Consider the following 20,139-nt stretch of genomic DNA (forward strand, 5'->3'; position numbering starts at 1 on the left):
GGCGACGCTCACAGGCCGCCGATACACACGTATTTTAGTTCAGTGAATTCATCCAGGCCGTGGTGGGATCCCTCGCGCCCCAGTCCGGACTCCTTGACGCCGCCGAAAGGAGCCAGCTCGGTGGAGAGGATCCCTTCGTTCACTGCCACCATGCCATACTCCAGCGCCTCCATCACATGCCAGATACGACGGTAGTCACGGGCATAGAAGTAGGCGGCCAGGCCGAACTCCGTGGCGTTGGCCATGGCGATGGCGTCCTCATCCGTCTCGAAGCGGAAGATCGGCGCCAGGGGCCCGAAGGTCTCCTCCCTGGCGACCCGCATCTCTTCGGTGACATCGGCAATCACGGTGGGTTCGAAGAAGGTGCCGCCCAGGGCATGCGGCTTGCCGCCGCACACCAGGCGCCCGCCCTTTTCCAGGGCATCGGCGATGTGTGCCTCGACCTTTTCCACTGCCGCGGCGTTGATCATCGGGCCCTGCATGACGCCCTCGTCGAGGCCGCTGCCGACCTTGAGCTCGGCCACCCGGGCGGCCAGCTTCTCGATGAAGGCGTCGTAGACCCCGGCCTGGACCAGCAGGCGGTTGGTGCACACGCAGGTCTGGCCGGCGTTGCGGTACTTGGAGGTCACGGCGCCCTCCACGGCGGCGTCCAGGTCGGCGTCATCGAAGACGATAAAGGGGGCGTTGCCGCCCAGCTCCATGGAGGCCTTCTTGACGGTGCCGGCACACTGGGCCAAGAGCCTCTTGCCCACCGGGGTGGAACCGGTGAAGGAGATCTTGCGCACTCGCGGGTCGGTGGTCAGCACCTCGCCGATCGCGGCCGGGCGGCTGGCGGTGACCACGTTGATCACCCCGGCGGGGAAGCCGATGAGCTCGGCCAGACGCGCCAGGGCCAGGGCTGTGAGCGGAGTGGCCTCGGCGGGCTTGATCACCACCGGGCAGCCGGCGGCCAGGGCCGGGGCGCACTTGCGGGTGATCATCGCCAGCGGGAAGTTCCAGGGCGTGATGGCAGCCACTACGCCGATGGGCTCTCGGAACACCAGGATGCGCTTGTCGATGCCGTGGCTGGGCAGGGTCTCGCCGGCAACACGCTTGGCCTCCTCGGCGTAGAACTCCACGAAGGAGGCGCCGTAGGCCACCTCGCCGCGGGACTCGGCCAGCGGCTTGCCCTGTTCCAGGGTCATCAGCCGGGCGAGCTCCTCCTGATGGGTCATGATGGCGTCGTACCAGGCGCGCAATAGATCGGCGCGCTCCTTGGCGGTGCGTTTCCTCCAGGCTGGCCAGGCGGCCTCGGCCGCGGCCACGGCGTCGCGGGCGTCATCGGCGTCGAGGTCGGGGATCTCGGCCAGAATCTCGCCGCTGGCGGGGTCGGTCACGGCGAAGCGGTCTGTGGCATCACGCCATTCGCCGGCGATGAAGGCCTTGGGGATCAGGATGTCGGGCAGGGCAGGCATGATGCCTCCGTGGGGTTGTCATCATATTTTACGCAGTGTGCATTATTTGAAACGCCTCGCCAAGCCTGGGCCTCGCGTCGGCAAGCCAGAGCGTCGAGCCAAAAGGAGAGGCTCGACCCATCGGCGTCGGCTGCGCTTTCCGTTACACTGTGGCGCCTGAAAACACGGGGCCGAAATCGCCGGCGGCCGCTGCCGTCCTTCCTGACTGATGCCGAGGTGAGCCTTGATCGATCCGCTGAATGCCTGGTGGGCCCAGCAGCTGGTGCTGTGTGACTGGGCCTTCGATCCCGACCCGCTGAGCGTGGAGCCGCAGGCCGCCCTGGTCCGCCTCCAGGGGCTGGGCGTGGCGGACCGTGGCGAACTTGGCTGGCGCCTGGTGGAGTCCTTTGGTGCGGGCGGCAGCATGGCCGATCCGGCCCGCCTGCTGGCGGCCCTGGAACTGGTCGCCCTGGGCGGCGCCGCCGGCTGGCTCGACGAGACAACCGGTCGCGCCTGGGCCCACCACCTGGCCGCCGAGATCAGCGCCCATCACCGCGACCTGGATGCCTGGCTGGCGGCACTGCGCCGGGCGCGCAGCGCTGAGGGCTGGATGCGCGGTGATGACGGCTTTGCCGAGGCCTGCGAGGCACTGGCCGCACTCGAGCATGATGGCGATGGCATCACCTGGGAACGCCTCGGCGAATGGCTGGCGATCCACGACGCTCTGCCCCCGCTGTGGCCCGCCGAGCAAGAGGCACAGGTGTGGCGCCTGCGTGCCGGCTTCGCACCGGTGATGGTGGTACCCGCCGGCGAGGAGGACTGGTCGGGTCTGGCCGAGTGGCTGGTCGACGCCTGGCAGATCCAGGGCCGCGACGACCTGGTTCGCGCCCTGCTGTGGCTGGGGGCCCAGGGGGATCGCCAGGGGTGGGACCTGGACGCCACGCGGCTGCTGGAGAGCGACCCGGCGAGCCGCTACGCCTGGCTCAACAAGCTCGAGGAAGACGAGCAGCGCTATGGCCGGGTGCTGCTCGAGTTTGTCGAGCACGGCGAGCCGCTCGAGTGGGCCGCCTGGGACTGGCTGCGGCTGGTCGACCTGGCCTGGGCCGGGGCCTGCCTGGGCTGGCTCAGCGGCCGCGAGGCCACCGATTTCGCCCTGCACGGCGCCGATCTGGTGTTGCATCGCTACAGCGACTGGTCGGCCCTGGCGCGGGCCTATCAGCGCGGCAGGAGTCTCTTCGATGGGCGCAATCTGCTGCCCGCCTTCGAGGCCGACTGGCGGCTGTTGCGGCAGTCGCCGGTCAGCCCCTGGCGGCCGGCGCTGCAAGGGCTGGTGGGGCATGACCTGCTGGAGCGCTCGCAGCGGGCCGTGCGGGCCTGGCGGTCCGATCCCCGGCACTGGGTGCTGGCGCTGGCCGCGGTGCGTGAGCCGGAGCTGGCGGCGCGACAGGGGCCCGCTGGGCCGGTGTCGGCGACGCGGCGCGACGATGCCCGCCAGTACCTGGCCGAGACCCTCGACCTGCACCCCGAGGAAGGGATCGAGGCACTCACTCGCTACTGGCTGCCGGCCCAGGCGCACCACCTCAACCAGCTGGCCGCCGATGCCGCCCATGGCGCCCTGCCGCCGGCGGAGACTTCCTTTGGCCACGCCGACCCGGAAGGGTTGGTCCAGCGCGATGGCCTGCGCCGCGGCAGCCGTCATGCGGCCACCATCCACATGGCCGAGAAGTACGCCTTCTACCTGCAGATGGCCATGGACAGCGAGGGTTTCGACACCGAGGGCCTGGCGTCGCTGGCTGATGCCCTGCGCGCTTCCCTGTGCCGTTTCTATCCGGATGCCCGCCGCCTGATGGAGGCCTGGGCCAGCTGGGAGGGACTGCTGCCGGAGGAGGAGGAGCCGTCGCTGGCACTCGAGATCCGCTGGCACGATGAGGATCCCGGCAGCCTGTTCCACTGGCTCGACTGGCATGCCGGCGAATGGCAGGAGCCGGGCCCTCGCCCCAGCCTGAGCGTGTTCACTTCCATGGCGCTGGTGGGGCCGCTCAACAGCCCGGCCTGGAGCCTGCCCCACCCGGAGAGCGAACGCGAGTGCGTGTCGATTCGCGAATGGATCGACGGCCACTACGCACTCCAGGGGGCCGAGGAACTGGGCGAGTTCCTGGAGTTCCTGCTCGAGTCCGGCGATCGTCAGGAGTACCTGATCAACTACGCGCCCTACACCCTCAACGCCGCCCGGCTTGGCTCCGAGATCGCCACCCTGGAGTCCGGCGAGTGCAGCGATGAGGAGCGTACTCACCTGCTGCGCCTGCAGCGGGTGCGGGACAACGAGGACGGCTGCAACGAGACCGATATGGCTGCCTGGGACGTGGCTCAGGTGGTCGACCTGGCCATCGCCGCCCGCCAGCTTGGCTGGCTGGAGGAGGGCGCCTTCGTGGCGGTGCTGGAACGCGCCCATGGCCTGGCGGCGGCCCACTACTCGGGATGGGAGGCCTATGCCCGAGGGCTCTACGCCGGCTTCTCCTTCTTCATGGGCGAGACCCCGGAGCGAGAGAGCTTCCTTGCCGGCTTTCGGCAGGCGCTGATCGCCTGGCTGACCGCCGCACCGCCCCTGGTCGGCCCCTGGGCGAGCCTGGAGTTTCCCGGGGCACGTCCCCGCCACTGGGCGCCGATGCATGTTGACACCCTGCCGGGGGATTCACGCACCCTGCACTGAGGCTTGCGGCAGGGCTCGCCACCCGGCTGTGGCTGGTTTATAGTCGGCGTGTCTCAACGCGGCTCCACCTGTCGGGAGCCATGTACCACAGCGAGTCGCCGACAGGCCGCTCTGGCAGTGATACCGGGTGCCGGCACCACTGCCACAGCGATCACTCCCCCCGAAGCCTGGCGCCTGCGCGCGCGGCCGGGGCGCGGCTCCGGATAGAGGTCACCGCTGGATGGTCGTCACGTCGTCGTGTCGCGCCCTGAGTGTTGTTCTGTCGCTGGCCCTGCTGGCCGGCTGCGCCTCCGCTTCTCGCGATGTCGCCTCCCGCGACGCTGAGGAACCCTACTTCGCTCGCCAGCTTCCGGGGCTTCCCGGTGGCTGGGACCCCATGATGTCGCCGGTGGACAACCCCATCCTCGAGGCGCGCGGCCTGGGCAATCCGCCCCCGGCGCTGGTGCAGCAGGCCCTGCTGGCCCAGCACGAGCGCTGGGTGGGCACGCCCTATCGGCTGGGGGGCACCGGCTTCAAGGGCGTTGACTGTTCGGCGCTGGTGCAGAATGTTTTCTCCGAGACCTTCCGGGTCTCGCTGCCGCGCTCCACCGGCGAGCAGGTCCACCAGGGCCAACCGGTGGCGCGTGGTGAGCTCGTGCCCGGTGACCTGGTCTTCTTCCGCCCGCCCGGCCGCTATGACCATGTCGGCATCTACCTGGGCGAGGGGCGCTTCCTGCACGCCTCCACGTCGCGAGGGGTGATGATCTCTCATCTCGACAACCGATACTGGCAGCGCCACTACTGGCAAGCGCGCCGCACCCTGGAGCCCACCAACCTGGCCCAGCGGGTGCTGGCCGTCGGTCAGAGCTGATCCGCACCACGGCTGCGGCGGGTCTGCGCTCGCGAGGGCCGTCATTGTCCAATGGCCCCGGTTCGCTCGCGGCGCCGCCGGACCGCTAACCTGTCGATCCCGAGCGCCGATGTCATGATCCAGACCCGGACCCGCGCCTGGTGGCGGGCAACCCTGGCGCTCAGCCTGGGCTCCTTCCTGGTGTTCATCAATCTCTACGCACCCCAGCCGCTGCTGCCTGAGCTACGAGATGTCTACGGCGTATCCACCCTGGCGGTGGGGCTGGTGATGTCCGTCGCGACCCTGGCCCTGGCGGCTTCGCTACTGGTCTTCGGACCGCTGTCGGATGCCATCGGGCGTGCCGCCATCATGCGGCTGACGCTGCTGGCGGCCGGCGGGCTGTCGCTGGGCCTGGCGCTGGCGCCCAGCTTCGAGGCATTGCTGGTGCTGCGTGGGCTGCAGGGCTTTGTGCTGGGGGGGCTACCCGCGGTAGCCATCGCCTGGATGGGGGACGAATTCGAGCCCTCGGCGATGCTCCCGGCGGTCGGGCTCTACATCGGCGCCAACTCCCTGGGCGGCATCAGTGGCCGCCTGGTGGGCGGGGCAGTGGGTGAGGTGGCCGGTAGTTCGGCAAGTTTCCTGGCGGTCGGGGCAATCACCCTGGTGGGTCTGGCCGTGTTCTGGAAACTGCTGCCAGCGTCCAGGGGGTTCACCCCGCGCCCCTTCGAACTGCGCGGTGCGCTGGGGGACCTGGCCGCGCACCTGCACAATCCGCTGCTGCTGGCTGCCTACCTGCTGGGTGGGCTCAACTTCCTGATCTTCATCAACCAATACAGCTACCTGACCTTTCGCCTGGCCCAGGCGCCCTTCGGACTGGGGCCGAGCGTGATGGGATTGATCTTCCTGACCTACCTGGGGGGCACCCTGGGCTCGTCGCTCTCAGGACGGCTGGCGGGTCACCTGTCACCCCCTGCCTGCATGGTGCTGGGCATCCTGATCCTGATGGGCGGAACTCTGGTGACCCTGGCGGGGTCGCTGGCGCTGATCGTGCTCGGCCTGACCATCAACGCCTTCGGCTTCTTCCTGGCCCATGCCATGGCCTCGAGCTGGGTGGGTCGTCACGCCGGTCAGGCGAGAGGCAGCGCCTCGGCGCTCTATCTGGTCTTCTACTACAGTGGTGCGAGCCTTGGCGCCTTCTGGCTGGAGCCTTTCTGGCAGGTCGGGGCCTGGCCAGGGGTAGCGGTGGGCTCCTGGCTGGTACTGGGCGTCACCCTGGGTATCGCGGCCTGGCTGTGGCGCCGGGAGGTGTCAGCGCGCCGTGGCCAGGTCGCCGGCTAGGCCGCCGGCCTCGTCGCCCCACACCTCCTCGAGGCGTTCCACCCGGCGGCAGGCCGCCTTGTAGAAGTTGTAGCGGACCGGGTTCCTGCGATAGTAGTTCTGGTGGTACTCCTCGGCGGGGTAGAAGGCCTCGAAGTCGACGATCTCGGTGGCGATCTCTCGGCCGAAGCGCTCGGCGAGGGCCTCATGGCTGGCCTCGACGAGGCGGCGCTCCTCGTCGTCCATGGGGAAGATCGCACTGCGGTACGCCTCGCCGGCGTCACAGAACTGGCGGTTCACGGCGAAGGGATCGATGTTGCGCCAGAACACGTGGAGCAGGGCCGCGTAGTCGACCACGGCCGGGTCATACTCCACCTTCACCACCTCGGCATGGCCGGTACCACCGGCGACCACCTGGTTGTAGCTGGGGTTCTCGACGTGGCCGCCGCTGAAGCCGGAGGTGGTCGATAGCACGCCCTCGACCGGGTCGAAGGCCTCCTCGACGCACCAGAAGCAGCCGCCGGCGAAGACGGCGCTGGCCGGCGCCTCCGCGGCGAGGACCTGGCCGGCCAGGCCGAGTGTCAGGGGCAGGGCGAGCAGGGCGGGCCAGCGCGAGGCAGGCAAGGCAGGCAAGGGCATCGGGATAGCTCCGTCGTTCAGGGTTGATGGATTGGAGGCTTTTGCAGGGCCAGGGTTCCGTACAACTCCTGTTGAATGGTGCCGCGTACTCAATGGGAGAAGCGGCGGTTGTAGCTCGACTACATCCAAGGCAGGGTAGGGCCTTCAGGGGTAGTGACCTTGCGAGAGGCGGCATTTTCTGGCCAGCCCTTCGAGCCAGCACCATGGGAACAGCCTGAGCAGGACTTTCACATTCCTTGGTCGATTTCGGGCTAGAATGGGCCGCACCGAGTGACTTTGCGCTGGTCAAAGCATCAAGAAGTTTGACATTGAATCTAGTTGGGAAACAGTGTTCACTTACATGGACATTCCACTCGGGCCTTCACGGGGCACCTACCAGTCTGTCCCGGTCCGGTAGCACTTCTTAAGGAGGTTTTTCATGAAGCGACTTCTTCCCGTCCTCGCCATAGGCGCCCTGACCCTGGCCGGCTGCGCCAACACGGCTCCCTACGGTGGTAACGTCTACACCGGCAGCCAAGCCGGCTCCTCCCAGACCGTCACCTTCGGCACCGTCGAGGCCGTTCGTCAGGTGCAGATCCAGGCCGATAGCCGCGCCGGAGGGATCGTCGGTACCGGCGGCGGGGCAGTGATCGGCGGCTTGCTGGGCCGTCAGGTGGGTGGCGGCTCCGGCCGCGACCTGGCCACCGCTGCCGGCGTGATCGGTGGCGCCGTGGGCGGCTCGCGCATCGAGGAGGCTTCCAACCGCGTCAACGCCCTGGAGATGGAAATCCGCCGCGATGACGGCCAGCGGGTGGTGGTCGTGCAGAAGGCCGACCAGCGCTTCCAGACCGGCCAGCGGGTGCGCCTGATCGGCAGCGGTGCCAACGTGACCGTGGCCCCCTACTGAGTCCTCCCCGCTATCCGGTAGCGCTGATCTCAAGGCAGAAAGCTGAAAACAGAAGGCCCGCGGAGCGATCCGCGGGCCTTCTGTTTTCAAGCGCTGCCGTTCTGGTGGCGGTGGCGCCTCAGTGCATGTCGACCTTGTCCATCGCCCACCCGGCAAGCTTCCAGCCGATCAGGCCGATGATCACGGCCAGCACCACGGTGAGCAGGATATCCACCGGGCGCACCAGGACGGTGGCCCCCAGGGTGGCAAGCGCCAGCCCCCACAGGGTACGGTTGTCACCGTGGCTCTTGAGCAGCTCGGGCAGTACGCGATCCAGCGCCGGGCTGATGCTTTCCCAGCGGTTGAAGGTGAGGAAGAGAATCGCCGCGAAGGCGACCAGCCAGATTACAACTTGGATCATGAGCAGATCTCCATGCAAGGGGGGAGGACGGGTTTCAAAAGAGCGCCGGCTAGGTTAGCCGCGGCCGCACGTCGGCGCAACCGTCCATAGGTCAACCCCTTGCCGGATACCTCTCGGCTCATCCCCCGCCTCAGGCCTGGGGCGTGAACACCTTTCAGGATCTGGTTTGGGATCCTGAAAATCCCCCATGCCCCTGACAGCCACCCTTTTCACGCGTTACCATGCCGGGACATGCACTCACCGAAAGGTTCATTAATGCAGATTGCGCAGAACTCCGTTGTCGCGTTCCACTACACCCTGACCAACGATGCAGGTGAAGTGCTGGACAGCTCGGAAGGTCGCGAGCCGCTGACTTACCTCCATGGCGCCGGCAACATCATCCCGGGCCTCGAGAAGGAGCTGGAAGGTCGCCAGGCCGGTGATGCTCTCAACGCCGTGGTTGCGCCGGGTGAAGGCTATGGCGAGAAGCAGGAGCAGCTCGTCCAGGAAGTCCCCCGGGATGCCTTCCAGGGCGTCGAGGGCATCGAGCCGGGCATGCAGTTCCAGGCCCAGACCCAGGGCGGCCCGCTGATGGTCACCGTGACCAAGATCGAGGGCGACACCGTCACCGTCGACGGCAACCATCCCCTGGCCGGACAGACCCTCAACTTCGCCGTCGAGATCGCCTCGGTCCGAGAGGCGAGCGAAGAGGAGCTCGAGCACGGCCACGTGCACGGTGAAGGTGGTCATCAGCACTGAGCAGTGCTCGACAGCTGACACCACCAGAAGGGGCAGCCGTCAGGCTGCCCCTTCTGTTTGTCTGCACAAGACACCTGATGCAATAACTGGGCGCACTAAAAGGGGGAGGCCGGTGCCTCCCCAAAGTTCCAGTGTTACCGCAGTGTCATGACCCGCCGATCCTGGATCAGCCGAACTGGTTCATGGTGTTGTCCTTGCCACCGGCCTTGAGTGCCGCCTCGCCATGGAAGAACTCCTTGTGGTCGTCGCCGATGTTGGAGCCGGCCATGTCCTGGTGCCTGACGGTGGCAATGCCCTCGCGGATCTCGCGGCGCTGCACGCCTTCCACGTAGGCCAGCATGCCTTCGTCGCCGAAGTAGCCCTTGGCCAGGCTGTCGGTGGACAGGGCCGCGGTGTGGTAGGTCGGCAGGGTGATCAGGTGGTGGAAGATGCCGGCTTCCCGAGCGCTATCGCGCTGGAAGTTGCGGGTCCATTCGTCGGCCAGCTGACCCAGCTCGGTGGCGTCGTATTCGGCGCTCATCAGCTTGGCACGGACGTAGGCCGACACATCCTTGCCTTCCTTCTCCCAGGCGTCGAACACCTGCTGGCGGAAGTTGAGGGTCCAGTTGAAGGACGGCGAGTTGTTGTAGACCAGCTTGGCGTCCGGGCAGACTTCGCGGATGCGGTTGACCATGGCGGCGATCTGGCCGACGTGGGGCTTCTCGGTTTCGATCCACAGCAGGTCGGCGCCGTTCTGCAGGCTGGTGATGCAGTCGAGTATCACGCGGTCCTCGCCGGTGCCCGGCTTGAACTGGTAGAGACCGGAAGCCAGGCGCTTGACCTTGACCAGCTTGCCGTTCTGCTTGATCACCACGTCGCCATTGTCGATGTCGGAGGCGGAGGCGATCTCTTTTCCATCGAGGAAGCTGTTGTACTGGTCGCCCAGGTCGCCCGGCTCGTTGGTCACGGCGATCTTCTGGGTCAGGCCGGCGCCCAGGGAGTCGGTGCGAGCGACGATGACGCCATCATCCACGCCCAGCTCCAGGAAGGCGTAGCGCACGGCGTTGATCTTGGCCAGGAAATCCTCGTGGGGCACGGTGACCTTGCCGTCCTGGTGGCCGCACTGCTTCTCGTCGGAAACCTGGTTCTCGAGCTGGATGCAGCAGGCACCGGCTTCGATCATCTTCTTGGCCAGCAGGTAGGTGGCCTCGGCGTTGCCGAAACCAGCGTCGATGTCGGCGATGATCGGCACCACGTGGGTCTCGTGGTTGTCGATCTGGTTCTCGATCTCGGTGGCCTTGGCGTTGTCACCGGCTTCCTTGGCTTCTTCCATGGCGCGGAACAGGTGGTTGAGCTCCCAGGCATCGGCCTGGCGCAGGAAGGTGTAGAGCTCCTCGATCAGGCCGGCCACGGTGGTCTTCTCGTGCATGGACTGGTCGGGCAGCGGGCCGAACTCGGAGCGCAGGGCGGCGACCATCCAGCCGGAGAGGTAGAGGTAGCGGCGCTGGGTGGTGCCGAAGTGCTTCTTGATGGAGATCAGCTTCTGCTGACCGATGAAACCGTGCCAGCAGCCCAGGGACTGGGTGTACTGGGCGGTGTCGGCGTCGTAGGCGGCCATGTCGTCGCGCATGATCTTGGCGGTGTACTTGGCGATGTCCAGGCCGGTCTTGAAGCGGTTCTGGGCACGCATGCGGGCAGCGCTCTCGGGGCTGATGGCAGCCCACTTGCCGCGCTGGGCCTCGCGAAGTTGGGTCAGCGCCTTGATATCGTCCTGGTATGACATGGGCCGTTCTCCTCGGATCGGGTCATTGGCTTGCCGGTAGCGGCTTATGCTGCACCTGCGAAGTGGGTTCAGGTTCGTTCATCGTCGGCGGCTTGTCTCTGCGGCCTTGGTCGAACCCGGGCGAATTTGAAACAAGTGTATGAAGGTGGCCATGGGGCCGGTGTCAAACAGTCGTTTCGTCCTCCGCCATGGCAAGCACTATGACCCATGCCCATGGGCTTCAACAATGGGCTCTTTGGGGAAGAAGGCGTTGTAACTCGACTACAGGGAGGGTCAGGACGGCCCTGCCCGTGTAGTCGTTTTTCGTTTGAAGAGGGCGTGAAGGGGTCAGGCTTCGCGGAGCTCGAGGCGCATATTGCGGTGCGGAATACCGGCGTCGAGAAATTCGTCACCAATGGCCATGAAGCCCAGACGCTCGTAGAAAGCCAGGGCGTGAGTCTGGGCGGAGAGCTCCACGGCGGGGTGGCTCTCGCGGCGTGCGGTCTCGATGGCGGCCGCCATCAGCGCCGCGCCTATTCCCCCGTCGCGGGCCTCGGCCAGCACTGCGACCCGGCCAATATGGGCGTCGGGCAGCAGTCGCGCGGTGCCCACCGGGGCGCCGTCCAGCAGCGCCAGGAAGTGGCGGCTGTCGTCGTCGCGGCCGTCCCACTCCTCTGCGAGGGGGACCCGCTGTTCCTCGATAAAGACGATTCGGCGGATCTCGCCGGCTGCCTCGCCGAGGGCTTCCCAGCCGCCTTCATGGATGGTCAGGGTGTTCTTCGTCATCTCTACTGCCTCGTTGCGGCCCAGGGCTGATCCAGCGACATGCCGGTTATTCATCGAACTCACCGTCCCAGGCCAGGCTGCCGGCGTCGAGCAGAGCGGTGAGCAATTCGGCGGCGCCTTCGATTTCGAGCAGTTTTGCGTCCAGCGGCGTGTTGCCAGCCAGGGCGTGGGCCAGCGGTAGCGGGCATTCGGCGCCGTCGCCGTCGGCGAACAGCGTGGCGCGCTCGTCGTTCAGGGCGCGCCAGGCGAAGCGAGAGCCGGGGCTGCGCATCAGTGCCTCGCCGGCCTGGAGTGCCGCAACAAGCTCGGCAGGGTCGGTGGGGTGCTCGCTTTGGACCAGCTGGTCGACGTACTTGGGCTGGGTCATCGCCCGTCCGAACCACTGGGCCAGCTGGGCAGGGTCGTCGAGGGTCTCGAGGATCAGCCCACGCATGCGCGCAACGGCATCGTCGTCGAGCTCGGTGGGATCTGCCGGAGGCGCCATGCCGGCGTCGGCATAGCGCCTCGAGGCGGGCAGCTGCTCGCCGAGATAGTCGGCAAAGGAGGTGATCGCCTCGTCGGCGGAGGGGGCGCGAAAGCCCACCGAGAGGGTCAGGCAGTCGTCGGACTGGCTGACACCGTGGTGGGACCAGCCGGGCGGCAGGTAGAGCATGTCGCCCGGCTCCAGCACCCAGTCGTCGCCATCTTCCACCGCGAAGCGCTCAAGGATGCGCAGGTCGATGCCGGCGATGATGGGGGCGTCGTCGTCGACCTTGCCGCCCAGCTGCCAGCGGCGCTGCCCACTGCCTTGCAGCAGGAAGACGTCGTACTGATCGACATGGGGGCCGACGCTGCCGCCCGGCGGGGCGTAGCTGATCATGATGTCATCCAGCCGCCAGCGGGGCAGGAAATCGAAGGCCTCGAGTAGCTTGGCCACGTCGGGCACGTAGTGGTCCACGGCCTGGACCAGCAGGGTCCAGTCCCGTTCGGGTAGTCTGGCGAAGGTGCGCTCATCGAAGGGGCCATGGCGAACCTGCCAGGGGCCGCTCTCGCCGTGCTCCTCCACCAGGCGTGACTCGATGCCCTCCTCGCAGGCGAGCCCCGCCAGCTCGTCGGGTTCCAGCGGGCATTCGAGGTCGGGGAAGGCGCCGCGGATCAGCAGCGGTTTCTGCTGCCAGTAGTCGCCCAGAAATTCCGCGGCGGTCAGGCCGCCAAGCATCGCCAGCGGAGACTCGGAGGACATGGTCACAGCCTCTTCGCCTGGGCCTCGGCGTTGCCGATATAGGTCGCCGGGCTGAGTGCCTTGAGCTCGGTCTTCACCTCGGCGGGCAGCTCGAGAGTATCGATAAAGGCGGCGAAGCCGGCCTGATCGATGCGCTTGCCGCGGGTGAGCTCCTTGAGCTTCTCGTAGGGCTTCTCGATGCCGTAGCGGCGCATCACCGTCTGGATCGGCTCGGCGAGCACCTCCCAGCTGGCGTCCAGGTCCTCGGCCAGACGCGCCGGGTTGGCCTCGAGCTTGCCGATCCCCTTGAGCGACGCCTCATAGGCGATCAGGCCATAGGCCAGGCCGACCCCAAGGTTGCGAAGCACCGTGGAGTCAGTCAGGTCGCGCTGCCAGCGGGAGATCGGCAGCTTCTGGGCCAGGTGGCCGAGGATGGCGTTGGCCAGGCCCAGGTTGCCCTCGGAGTTCTCGAAGTCGATGGGATTGACCTTGTGGGGCATGGTCGAGGAACCGATCTCGCCCTCGACGGTGCGCTGCTTGAAGTAGCCCAGCGAGATGTAGCCCCAGGCGTCGCGATCGAAGTCGATCAGGATGGTGTTGAAGCGGCAGATGGCGTCGAACAGCTCGGCGATGTAGTCGTGGGGCTCGATCTGGGTGGTGTAGGGGTTGAAGGTCAGCCCCAGGCCCTCGACGAAGGTGCGGGCGTTGCCCTCCCAGTCCACTTCCGGGTAGGTGGCCAGGTGGGCGTTGTAGTTGCCCACTGCACCGTTGATCTTGCCGAGGACCTCGGCGTTCTCGATCTGCTTGAGCTGGCGGCGCAGGCGGTAGGCAACGTTGGCCATCTCCTTGCCCAAGGTGGTGGGGCTCGCCGTCTGGCCGTGGGTGCGCGAGAGCATCGGCAGCGCCGCATGCTCCTGGGCCAGGGCGGCGATGTCGTCGGCCACTCGCTGCATCACCGGCAGCAGGCTCTTCAGGCCGTCGGTGATCATCACGCCGTGGGAGAGGTTGTTGATGTCTTCGCTGGTGCAGGCGAAATGCACGAACTCGGTGATGGCATGCAGCTCCGGCTGGCCGGCAATCTGCTCCTTGAGGAAGTATTCCACCGCCTTGACGTCGTGGTTGGTAGTGCGCTCGATCTCCTTGATGCGCTCGGCGTCTTCCAGCGAGAAGTCGCGGATCATCGCCTCCAGGAAGGCGGTGGCCTCGGCGGAGAGCGGCGGCACCTCGGTCACCCCGGCCAGCTCGGCGAGCCGCTGCAGCCAGCGGATCTCGACGATCACGCGGGCGCGGATCAGGCCGAACTCGCTGAAGTGTTCGCGCAGGGCGGCAGCCTTGCTGCCGTAGCGGCCGTCGACGGGGGAGAGGGCGGTAAGAGCAGAGAGGGGCAGGGCGTGCATGGTTGGGGTTCCGGGGTTAAGTAAGTGGGCTGAAAGGAAAGGGCTGATGACGGATCAGGACAGCTGATCCAGGGCCTTCTTCAGGGCGCCGCGCTGGATGATCAGCTTCCAGCGCCGGCCGCCCTGCTGGTGCCACAGCAGCGCGAAGCGGATACCGCCGAGCAGGATGGCCCGCACCCGCTCGGGCATCATGCGTTGCTGCAGCAGCGAGGGATCGCCCTGGACGATGATGCGGGTCTTGAGCGTCGAGAGCGTCTCCTGATACGCCTCGCCTAGGCTGGCGATGACATTCTCGTGGGTCTCGCCGAAGTGCTCGGCCTGGCCCTGGATGCGCACCAGGCGGCTGCCGAGGTCGTCCATCATGGCGTCGTTGGTGCGCAGCTTGCTCATCAGCAGCAGCAGCGAGAAGCCGTAGCGCAGCACTACCGGGTCGGCCTGCTTGCGGCCCACCACCGCCTCGAGTACCTCGAGGCCGCGGCGCAGGTTGTTGGGGTGGCCGCCGTAGATTGCCTCGAAGCTCGCCGGGTTGGTGTCCAGGGTGGCACGGATCAGCGTGTCCCAGGCGCGCGGGTCGACCTGGCCGGTGCGGGCCAGCTCGTCGACCAGGCTGGCGGACTGGAAGACGCCGGCCAGGGCCAGGGTCTGGCGGGTGGTGGGGTCATCGGGGATGCGGTGGATCGGCGTCGAGGCGGTCATGCGGCACGCTCCTTGGCGTTCCAGGTGTCGCGGATCACACCCCCTCCGAGACAGATTTCGCCATCGTAGAGCACCAGCGACTGCCCCGGGGTGACGGCACGCTGTGGATCATCGAAGAGGACCTCGACGCCGCCGTCGGCGCAGGTGCGCATCCGGCAGGGCACGTCGGACTGGCGATAGCGGGTCTTGGCGGTGAGTCGTGCTTCCTTCGCCGGTGGTTCGACGGCGACCGGAGTGCCGGCCACCCAGTCCATGGCCTCGGTGGCCAGCGAATCTGTATAGAGCAGCGGATGGTGCTTGCCCTGCACGGCGATCAGCACGTTGCGCTCGAGATCCTTGGCGGCCACGTACCAGGGGGCCTCCGGGTGGTTGGCCAGCCCGCCGATGCCGAGCCCCTGGCGCTGGCCCAGGGTGTAGTACATCAGGCCCATATGCTCGCCGATCACCTCACCCTCGGGAGTCTCGATCACGCCGGGCTGGGCCGGCAGGTACTGCTGCAGGAAATCACGGAAGCGCCGTTCGCCGATGAAGCAGATGCCGGTGGAGTCCTTCTTGCGGGCGGTCACCAGTTCGTGGCGCTCGGCGATGGCGCGCACCTCGGGCTTCTCCAGTTCGCCCACCGGGAAGAGGGTGCGGGCGATGGCGGCCTCTGGCACGGCATGCAGGAAGTAGCTCTGATCCTTGTTGGCATCGAGGCCCTTGAGCAGGCGCGGGCGCCCTTCGCGTATCCCCTGGCGCACATAGTGGCCGGTAGCGATCTTCTCGGCGCCGAGCATCTCGGCGTACTCGAGAAACACCTTGAACTTGATCTCGCGGTTGCAGAGGATATCCGGATTCGGCGTGCGCCCGGCCTGGTACTCGGCCAGGAAGTGCTCGAAGACGTTGTCCCAGTACTCGGCGGCGAAGTTGGCGGTGTGCAGTCGGATGCCGAGCTTCTCGCACACGGCCTCGGCGTCCGCCAGGTCGTCCTTGGCGGTGCAGTATTCGGTGCCGTCGTCTTCGTCCCAGTTCTTCATGAACAGGCCTTCGACCCGATAGCCCTGCTCGAGCAGCAGCAGGGCGGAAACGGAGGAGTCGACGCCGCCGGACATGCCGACGATCACCTTGCCTGGGGTGGCGGTCATGGGCGCTCTCGGATTCGGTGGATCAGAAATGGTCGCAAATTATACATGAAGATGGCGTCGGGCGCCGAGGCGCCTACCTTTCGTGGAGCACCTCCATGGGATAGAACCGCCCGGCCAGGGCGTCGCGGATGCGGCGCAGCACCAGCGGGCTGCGCAGTCTCTCCTCGCGCTCCAGGGCCTCCAGCTGCTCCAGGGTCAGCCAGTGCACGGCGTGAATCGCCGGGTCCAGCTCGCTGCCCAGGTGAGCCAGCGCCATGCCGAAGAAGGTGTGGCTGTGAAAGGTCTTGCCGTCCGGGGCCCGGTAGACGTACATCCCCATATAGTCGGTGATGCCGACGTGCCAGGCGGTCTCCTCGGCTGCCTCGCGCAGGGCGGCGTCGCGGATGCGCTCGCCCGGCTCCAGGTGGCCGGCGGGCTGGTTGAACAGGGTGTGAGGGCCGTCGCGATCCTCCTCCACCATCAGGAAGGCGCCGGCGCGCTCTATCACGCAGGCCACGGTCACAAAGGGGTGCCAGCGGCTCATCGCTTGCCTCCTCGGGCATTGGGTTTTCGCCGTGGGGCCGGGGCGTGCAGGGTCTCGCGGCGCCACTCCCCGGGGGCCAGGGCGTCGAGCCGCCAGGGGCCGATGGCCACGCGCACCAGGCGCAGGGTGGGGTGGCCGACGTGGGCGGTCATGCGCCGCACCTGACGGTTGCGCCCCTCGTAGATGATCAGCTCCAGCCAGGTGGTGACCGGGTGGCGTGTCGGGTCCAGCGGCGGGTCACGCTCGGGCAGGCCGCTCGTCACGAGTCGCTGCACCCTGGCTGGTTTCGTCATGCCGTCCCTGAGCTCGACACCTTGGCGCAGCGCCTGAAGGGCGGCATCGCTCGGTTCGCCTTCTACCTGTACCCGGTAGGCCTTGGGCTGCTTGTGTCGCGGGTGGCTGATGCGGTGGATCAGCTCGCCGTCGTCGGAGAGCAGCAGCAGTCCCTCGGAGTCTTGGTCTAGCCTACCCGCCGGGTAGATGCCAGGCACGTCGATGACGTCCGCCAGGGTGGCGCGGTGCTCTCCCGGACCGGCCCCGCGGTCGGTAAACTGGGACAGCATGCGGTAGGGTTTGTGCAGCAGATAGAGGATGCTCATGGGGCAAGCTTACCGGCAAGCGCGGGACGATGTCAGTGGGGAGGGCGCGGGGCCTTAGCCTTATTGCCCATGCGACATATCGGGCAGGCTGATATAATGAGTCGACTCGCCGGGAGCGCCCTCGTCGTTCCGGGACCTGTCAGAACTGCGTCTGCCGGGTCGATGCCTGTTGGCATCCCCCACGCCTTACTATTTCAGACGGGTTGTTCCAAGGTCCCCTATCGAGGCATCGTGAGCGCGCGCTACCGATTCAGTTTCATGCCACTGCCGCGACCAGAGAGACCAACGTCAACATGTCAAAAACGCCGAAGATTATCTACACGCTCACCGACGAAGCGCCGGCCCTGGCCACCTTCTCCTTGCTGCCGATTATCGACGCCTTCACCGACGCCGCCGGCGTTGAAATGGAGACCCGGGACATCTCCCTGGCCGCCCGGATCCTCTCCCAGTTCCCCGACTATCTGACCGACGAGCAGCGCGTCGAGGATCACCTGGCCGAACTGGGTGCCCTGGCCAAGACGCCGGAAGCCAACATCATCAAGCTGCCTAATATCAGTGCCTCCATGCCGCAGCTTCGGGCGGCCATCAAGGAGCTGCAGGGGCAGGGCTACCCGCTGCCGGACTACCCGGACGAGCCGAGCAGTGATGAGGAGCGCGATATCAAGGCGCGCTACGACAAGACCCAGGGCAGTGCCGTCAACCCGGTGCTCCGTGAGGGTAACTCCGACCGTCGGGCGCCCAGGGCCGTCAAGGAGTACGCCCGAAAGTACCCCCACTCCATGGGTGAGTGGAGCCAGGCCTCGCGCAGCCACGTCTCCCACATGCATGAGGGCGACTTCTACGATGGCGAGAAGTCGATGACCCTGGACCGCGCCCGCGACGTGAAGATGGAGCTGATCACCCAGGGCGGTGAGACCAAAGTGCTCAAGGACAAGGTCTCGCTGCTCGAGGGCGAGGTCATCGACAGCATGTTCATGAGCAAGAAGGCGCTGCTCGCCTTCTACGAGCGCGAGATCGAGGATGCCCGCCAGACCGGCGTGATGTTCTCCCTGCACGTCAAGGCGACCATGATGAAGGTCTCGCACCCCATCGTGTTCGGCCACTGCGTCAGGATCTTCTACAAGGAGGCCTTCGAGAAGCACGGTGCGCTGTTCGACGAGCTGGGGGTCGACGTCAACAACGGCATCGCCAACCTTTACGACAAGATCGATACCCTGCCCGAGGCCCAGCGCGACGAGATCATCCGCGACCTGCATGCCTGTCACGACCAGCGCCCGGAGCTGGCGATGGTCGATTCGGCGCGGGGCATCACCAACTTCCACTCGCCCAGCGACGTGATCGTCGATGCCTCCATGCCGGCCATGATCCGTGCCGGCGGCAAGATGTATGGCGCCGATGGTCGCCTCAAGGACGTCAAGGCGGTGATGCCGGAGTCCACCTTCGCCCGCATCTATCAGGAGATGATCAACTTCTGCAAGTGGCATGGTGCCTTCGATCCGGCCACCATGGGCACCGTGCCCAACGTCGGCCTGATGGCACAGAAGGCGGAGGAGTATGGCTCCCACGACAAGACCTTCGAGATTCCGGAGGCCGGTGTCGCCAATATCACCGATCTGGAAACCGGCGAGGTGCTGCTCTCCCAGAACGTCGAGAAGGGCGATATCTGGCGCATGTGTCAGGTCAAGGACGCGCCGATCCGCGACTGGGTCAAGCTGGCGGTGGACCGCTGCCGTGACTCCGGCATGCCGGCGGTGTTCTGGCTCGATCCCTATCGTCCGCACGAGAACGAACTGATCAAGAAGGTCAGGACCTATCTCGCCGAGCACGACACCGAGGGCCTGGATATCCAGATCATGTCCCAGGTTCGTGCCATGCGTTACACCCTGGAGCGTGTGATCCGTGGCCTCGACACCATCTCGGTGACCGGCAACATCCTGCGCGACTACCTCACCGACCTGTTCCCGATCCTGGAGCTTGGCACCAGTGCCAAGATGCTCTCCATCGTTCCCCTGATGGAGGGTGGCGGACTGTTCGAGACCGGGGCCGGTGGCTCGGCGCCCAAGCACGTGCAGCAGCTCCTCGAGGAGAACCACCTGCGCTGGGACAGCCTGGGCGAGTTCCTGGCCATGACCGCATCCCTCGAGCACCTCGCCAAGCAGTATGACAATGCCCGGGCGGCGCTGCTGGCGGATGCGCTCGACAAGGCCACCGGCCAGTTCCTGGAACACAACAAGTCGCCTTCACGTAAAGTCGGCGAGCTGGACAATCGGGGCAGTCATTTTTACCTGGCCTTGTACTGGGCTCAGGCGCTGGTAGCCCAGGACGAAGACGCCGAGCTCAAGGCATTGTTCAGCCGCTTGGCCGAGACGCTCGAGACCCAGGAGAAAGTGATTCTCGACGAGTTGAATGGCGTGCAGGGACAGCCAGTCGATATCAAGGGCTACTATCACCCGAACCATGACCTGACCGCGGTGGCCATGCGCCCGAGCGCGACCCTGAACGCCGCCCTGGCCCTGGTGGCCAAGGGCTGAGAGCTCCCTCGGTGTTGGTAGCCGAGTGCGCCGGCCCCTGCCTGGATAACGGGCAGGGGTCTTTGCGTTGAGGAGTGCGATGAACCCAGCCGGCCCGGCGACGTCAAACTGAACTGACCTGCACGATGGCCGGCCCATCAAACGAGTAGTATCACGCTATGTGGCAACGAGAGATCTGGTGCGGCATGACCCGCCCTCCCGGTACCGAGGAGGAGGGCGACCTGGCGGTGCAAAGCGCCGATCCCGAGCAGGCGCGCCCGCCGATGTATAAGGTGGTGTTGCACAATGATGACTTCACCCCCATGGAGTTCGTGGTGGAGGTGTTGCAGACCTTCTTTCACCTGGACAGCGAGACTGCGGTGCAGGTGATGTTGACGGTGCATATGCAGGGCAAGGCGACCTGCGGCATCTTCACCCGTGATATCGCGGAAACCAAAAGCCATCAGGTCAATCAATACGCTAGAGAGTGTCAGCATCCGCTGCTGTCGGATATCGAGGCGGCGGACTGACTCACCCCCGGACATGGTCGCCACGGGTGGACATGGCCTGCCGTTGGCTGCAAGGCTTGCAACGGCGGCATTTGTGCCCG

Annotated in this window: 18 protein-coding genes; 7 read left to right on the forward strand and 11 right to left on the reverse strand. The window is 66.5% G+C overall.

All coding sequences use genetic code 11. The features are described from left to right. Positions 1–8: 8 nt before the first annotated feature. The gene (locus tag ACM26W_RS06910; protein WP_416140096.1) at positions 9–1,454 is read right to left on the reverse strand and encodes an NAD-dependent succinate-semialdehyde dehydrogenase; all 1,446 of its coding nucleotides are present in this window, start codon (positions 1,452–1,454) and stop codon (positions 9–11) included. 223 nt (positions 1,455–1,677) lie between these two features. On the opposite strand from ACM26W_RS06910, the gene ACM26W_RS06915 reads away from it, so the two are divergent. The 3 genes from ACM26W_RS06915 (at position 1,678) to ACM26W_RS06925 (ending at position 6,310) form a co-directional block, all read left to right on the forward strand. Further along, entirely contained in the window at positions 1,678–4,143 is a 2,466-nt protein-coding gene (locus tag ACM26W_RS06915) for a DUF1266 domain-containing protein (protein WP_416140097.1), read from the forward strand. 220 nt (positions 4,144–4,363) lie between these two features. Continuing rightward, on the forward strand, positions 4,364–4,993 hold the full coding sequence (locus ACM26W_RS06920; RefSeq protein ID WP_416140098.1) for a C40 family peptidase: 630 nt from the start codon (positions 4,364–4,366) through the stop codon (positions 4,991–4,993). A 114-nt stretch (positions 4,994–5,107) separates the two neighbouring features. Continuing rightward, complete coding sequence (locus ACM26W_RS06925) at positions 5,108–6,310, forward strand: MFS transporter (RefSeq protein WP_416140099.1); 1,203 nt, start codon at positions 5,108–5,110, stop codon at positions 6,308–6,310. On the opposite strand, the gene msrA is transcribed toward ACM26W_RS06925, so the two are convergent. Beyond that, on the reverse strand, positions 6,281–6,928 hold the full coding sequence (msrA, locus tag ACM26W_RS06930; protein WP_416140100.1) for a peptide-methionine (S)-S-oxide reductase MsrA: 648 nt from the start codon (positions 6,926–6,928) through the stop codon (positions 6,281–6,283). The genes ACM26W_RS06925 and msrA overlap by 30 nt on opposite strands. A 418-nt stretch (positions 6,929–7,346) precedes the next feature. Between msrA and ACM26W_RS06935 the strand changes: the two genes are divergently transcribed. Beyond that, positions 7,347–7,814, forward strand: coding sequence for a glycine zipper 2TM domain-containing protein (locus ACM26W_RS06935; protein ID WP_416140101.1), 468 nt, complete (start codon positions 7,347–7,349; stop codon positions 7,812–7,814). Between the two features lie 118 nt (positions 7,815–7,932). Here the strand turns inward: ACM26W_RS06935 and ACM26W_RS06940 are convergent, their stop codons facing one another. Next, positions 7,933–8,214, reverse strand: coding sequence for a hypothetical protein (locus ACM26W_RS06940; protein WP_416140102.1), 282 nt, complete (start codon positions 8,212–8,214; stop codon positions 7,933–7,935). A 255-nt stretch (positions 8,215–8,469) separates the two neighbouring features. Between ACM26W_RS06940 and ACM26W_RS06945 the strand changes: the two genes are divergently transcribed. Further along, complete coding sequence (locus tag ACM26W_RS06945; protein ID WP_416140103.1) at positions 8,470–8,952, forward strand: FKBP-type peptidyl-prolyl cis-trans isomerase; 483 nt, start codon at positions 8,470–8,472, stop codon at positions 8,950–8,952. 166 nt (positions 8,953–9,118) lie between these two features. Here ACM26W_RS06945 and ACM26W_RS06950 read toward each other — a convergent pair whose 3' ends face one another. The 8 genes from ACM26W_RS06950 to ACM26W_RS06985 all read right to left on the reverse strand — a co-directional run bounded on the left by ACM26W_RS06950 (position 9,119) and on the right by ACM26W_RS06985 (position 17,019). Further along, positions 9,119–10,714 (reverse strand): isocitrate lyase, encoded by a 1,596-nt coding sequence (locus ACM26W_RS06950; protein ID WP_416140104.1) that lies wholly within the window; start codon positions 10,712–10,714, stop codon positions 9,119–9,121. A 327-nt stretch (positions 10,715–11,041) separates the two neighbouring features. Then, the gene (locus tag ACM26W_RS06955; RefSeq protein WP_416140105.1) at positions 11,042–11,479 is read right to left on the reverse strand and encodes a GNAT family N-acetyltransferase; all 438 of its coding nucleotides are present in this window, start codon (positions 11,477–11,479) and stop codon (positions 11,042–11,044) included. A gap of 46 nt (positions 11,480–11,525) precedes the next feature. Continuing rightward, positions 11,526–12,701, reverse strand: a complete 1,176-nt coding sequence (locus tag ACM26W_RS06960; protein WP_416140106.1) for a JmjC domain-containing protein — start codon at positions 12,699–12,701, stop codon at positions 11,526–11,528. 2 nt (positions 12,702–12,703) lie between these two features. Then, complete coding sequence (gene purB / locus ACM26W_RS06965) at positions 12,704–14,068, reverse strand: adenylosuccinate lyase (protein ID WP_416140832.1); 1,365 nt, start codon at positions 14,066–14,068, stop codon at positions 12,704–12,706. Between the two features lie 63 nt (positions 14,069–14,131). Then, positions 14,132–14,773, reverse strand: coding sequence for a high frequency lysogenization protein HflD (gene hflD / locus ACM26W_RS06970; RefSeq protein ID WP_416140107.1), 642 nt, complete (start codon positions 14,771–14,773; stop codon positions 14,132–14,134). Beyond that, complete coding sequence (gene mnmA, locus ACM26W_RS06975; protein ID WP_416140108.1) at positions 14,770–15,897, reverse strand: tRNA 2-thiouridine(34) synthase MnmA; 1,128 nt, start codon at positions 15,895–15,897, stop codon at positions 14,770–14,772. The genes hflD and mnmA overlap by 4 nt, the downstream gene beginning before the upstream one ends. Before the next feature lie 73 nt (positions 15,898–15,970). Continuing rightward, a complete protein-coding gene (locus ACM26W_RS06980) occupies positions 15,971–16,420 on the reverse strand; it encodes an NUDIX domain-containing protein (protein ID WP_416140109.1) in 450 nt (149 codons plus the stop codon). Beyond that, the gene (locus ACM26W_RS06985) at positions 16,417–17,019 is read right to left on the reverse strand and encodes a pseudouridine synthase (RefSeq protein WP_416140110.1); all 603 of its coding nucleotides are present in this window, start codon (positions 17,017–17,019) and stop codon (positions 16,417–16,419) included. Before ACM26W_RS06985 ends, ACM26W_RS06980 begins: the two co-directional genes overlap by 4 nt. 293 nt (positions 17,020–17,312) lie before the next feature. Between ACM26W_RS06985 and ACM26W_RS06990 the strand changes: the two genes are divergently transcribed. Continuing rightward, positions 17,313–19,550, forward strand: a complete 2,238-nt coding sequence (locus ACM26W_RS06990; protein WP_416140111.1) for an NADP-dependent isocitrate dehydrogenase — start codon at positions 17,313–17,315, stop codon at positions 19,548–19,550. A 185-nt stretch (positions 19,551–19,735) separates the two neighbouring features. Next, positions 19,736–20,059 (forward strand): ATP-dependent Clp protease adapter ClpS, encoded by a 324-nt coding sequence (gene clpS / locus ACM26W_RS06995; RefSeq protein WP_416140112.1) that lies wholly within the window; start codon positions 19,736–19,738, stop codon positions 20,057–20,059. The last annotated feature ends 80 nt before the right edge of the window (positions 20,060–20,139 follow it).

The organism is Halomonas sp. HK25 (genome assembly GCF_047795635.1).
Lineage (GTDB): Bacteria > Pseudomonadota > Gammaproteobacteria > Pseudomonadales > Halomonadaceae > Halomonas.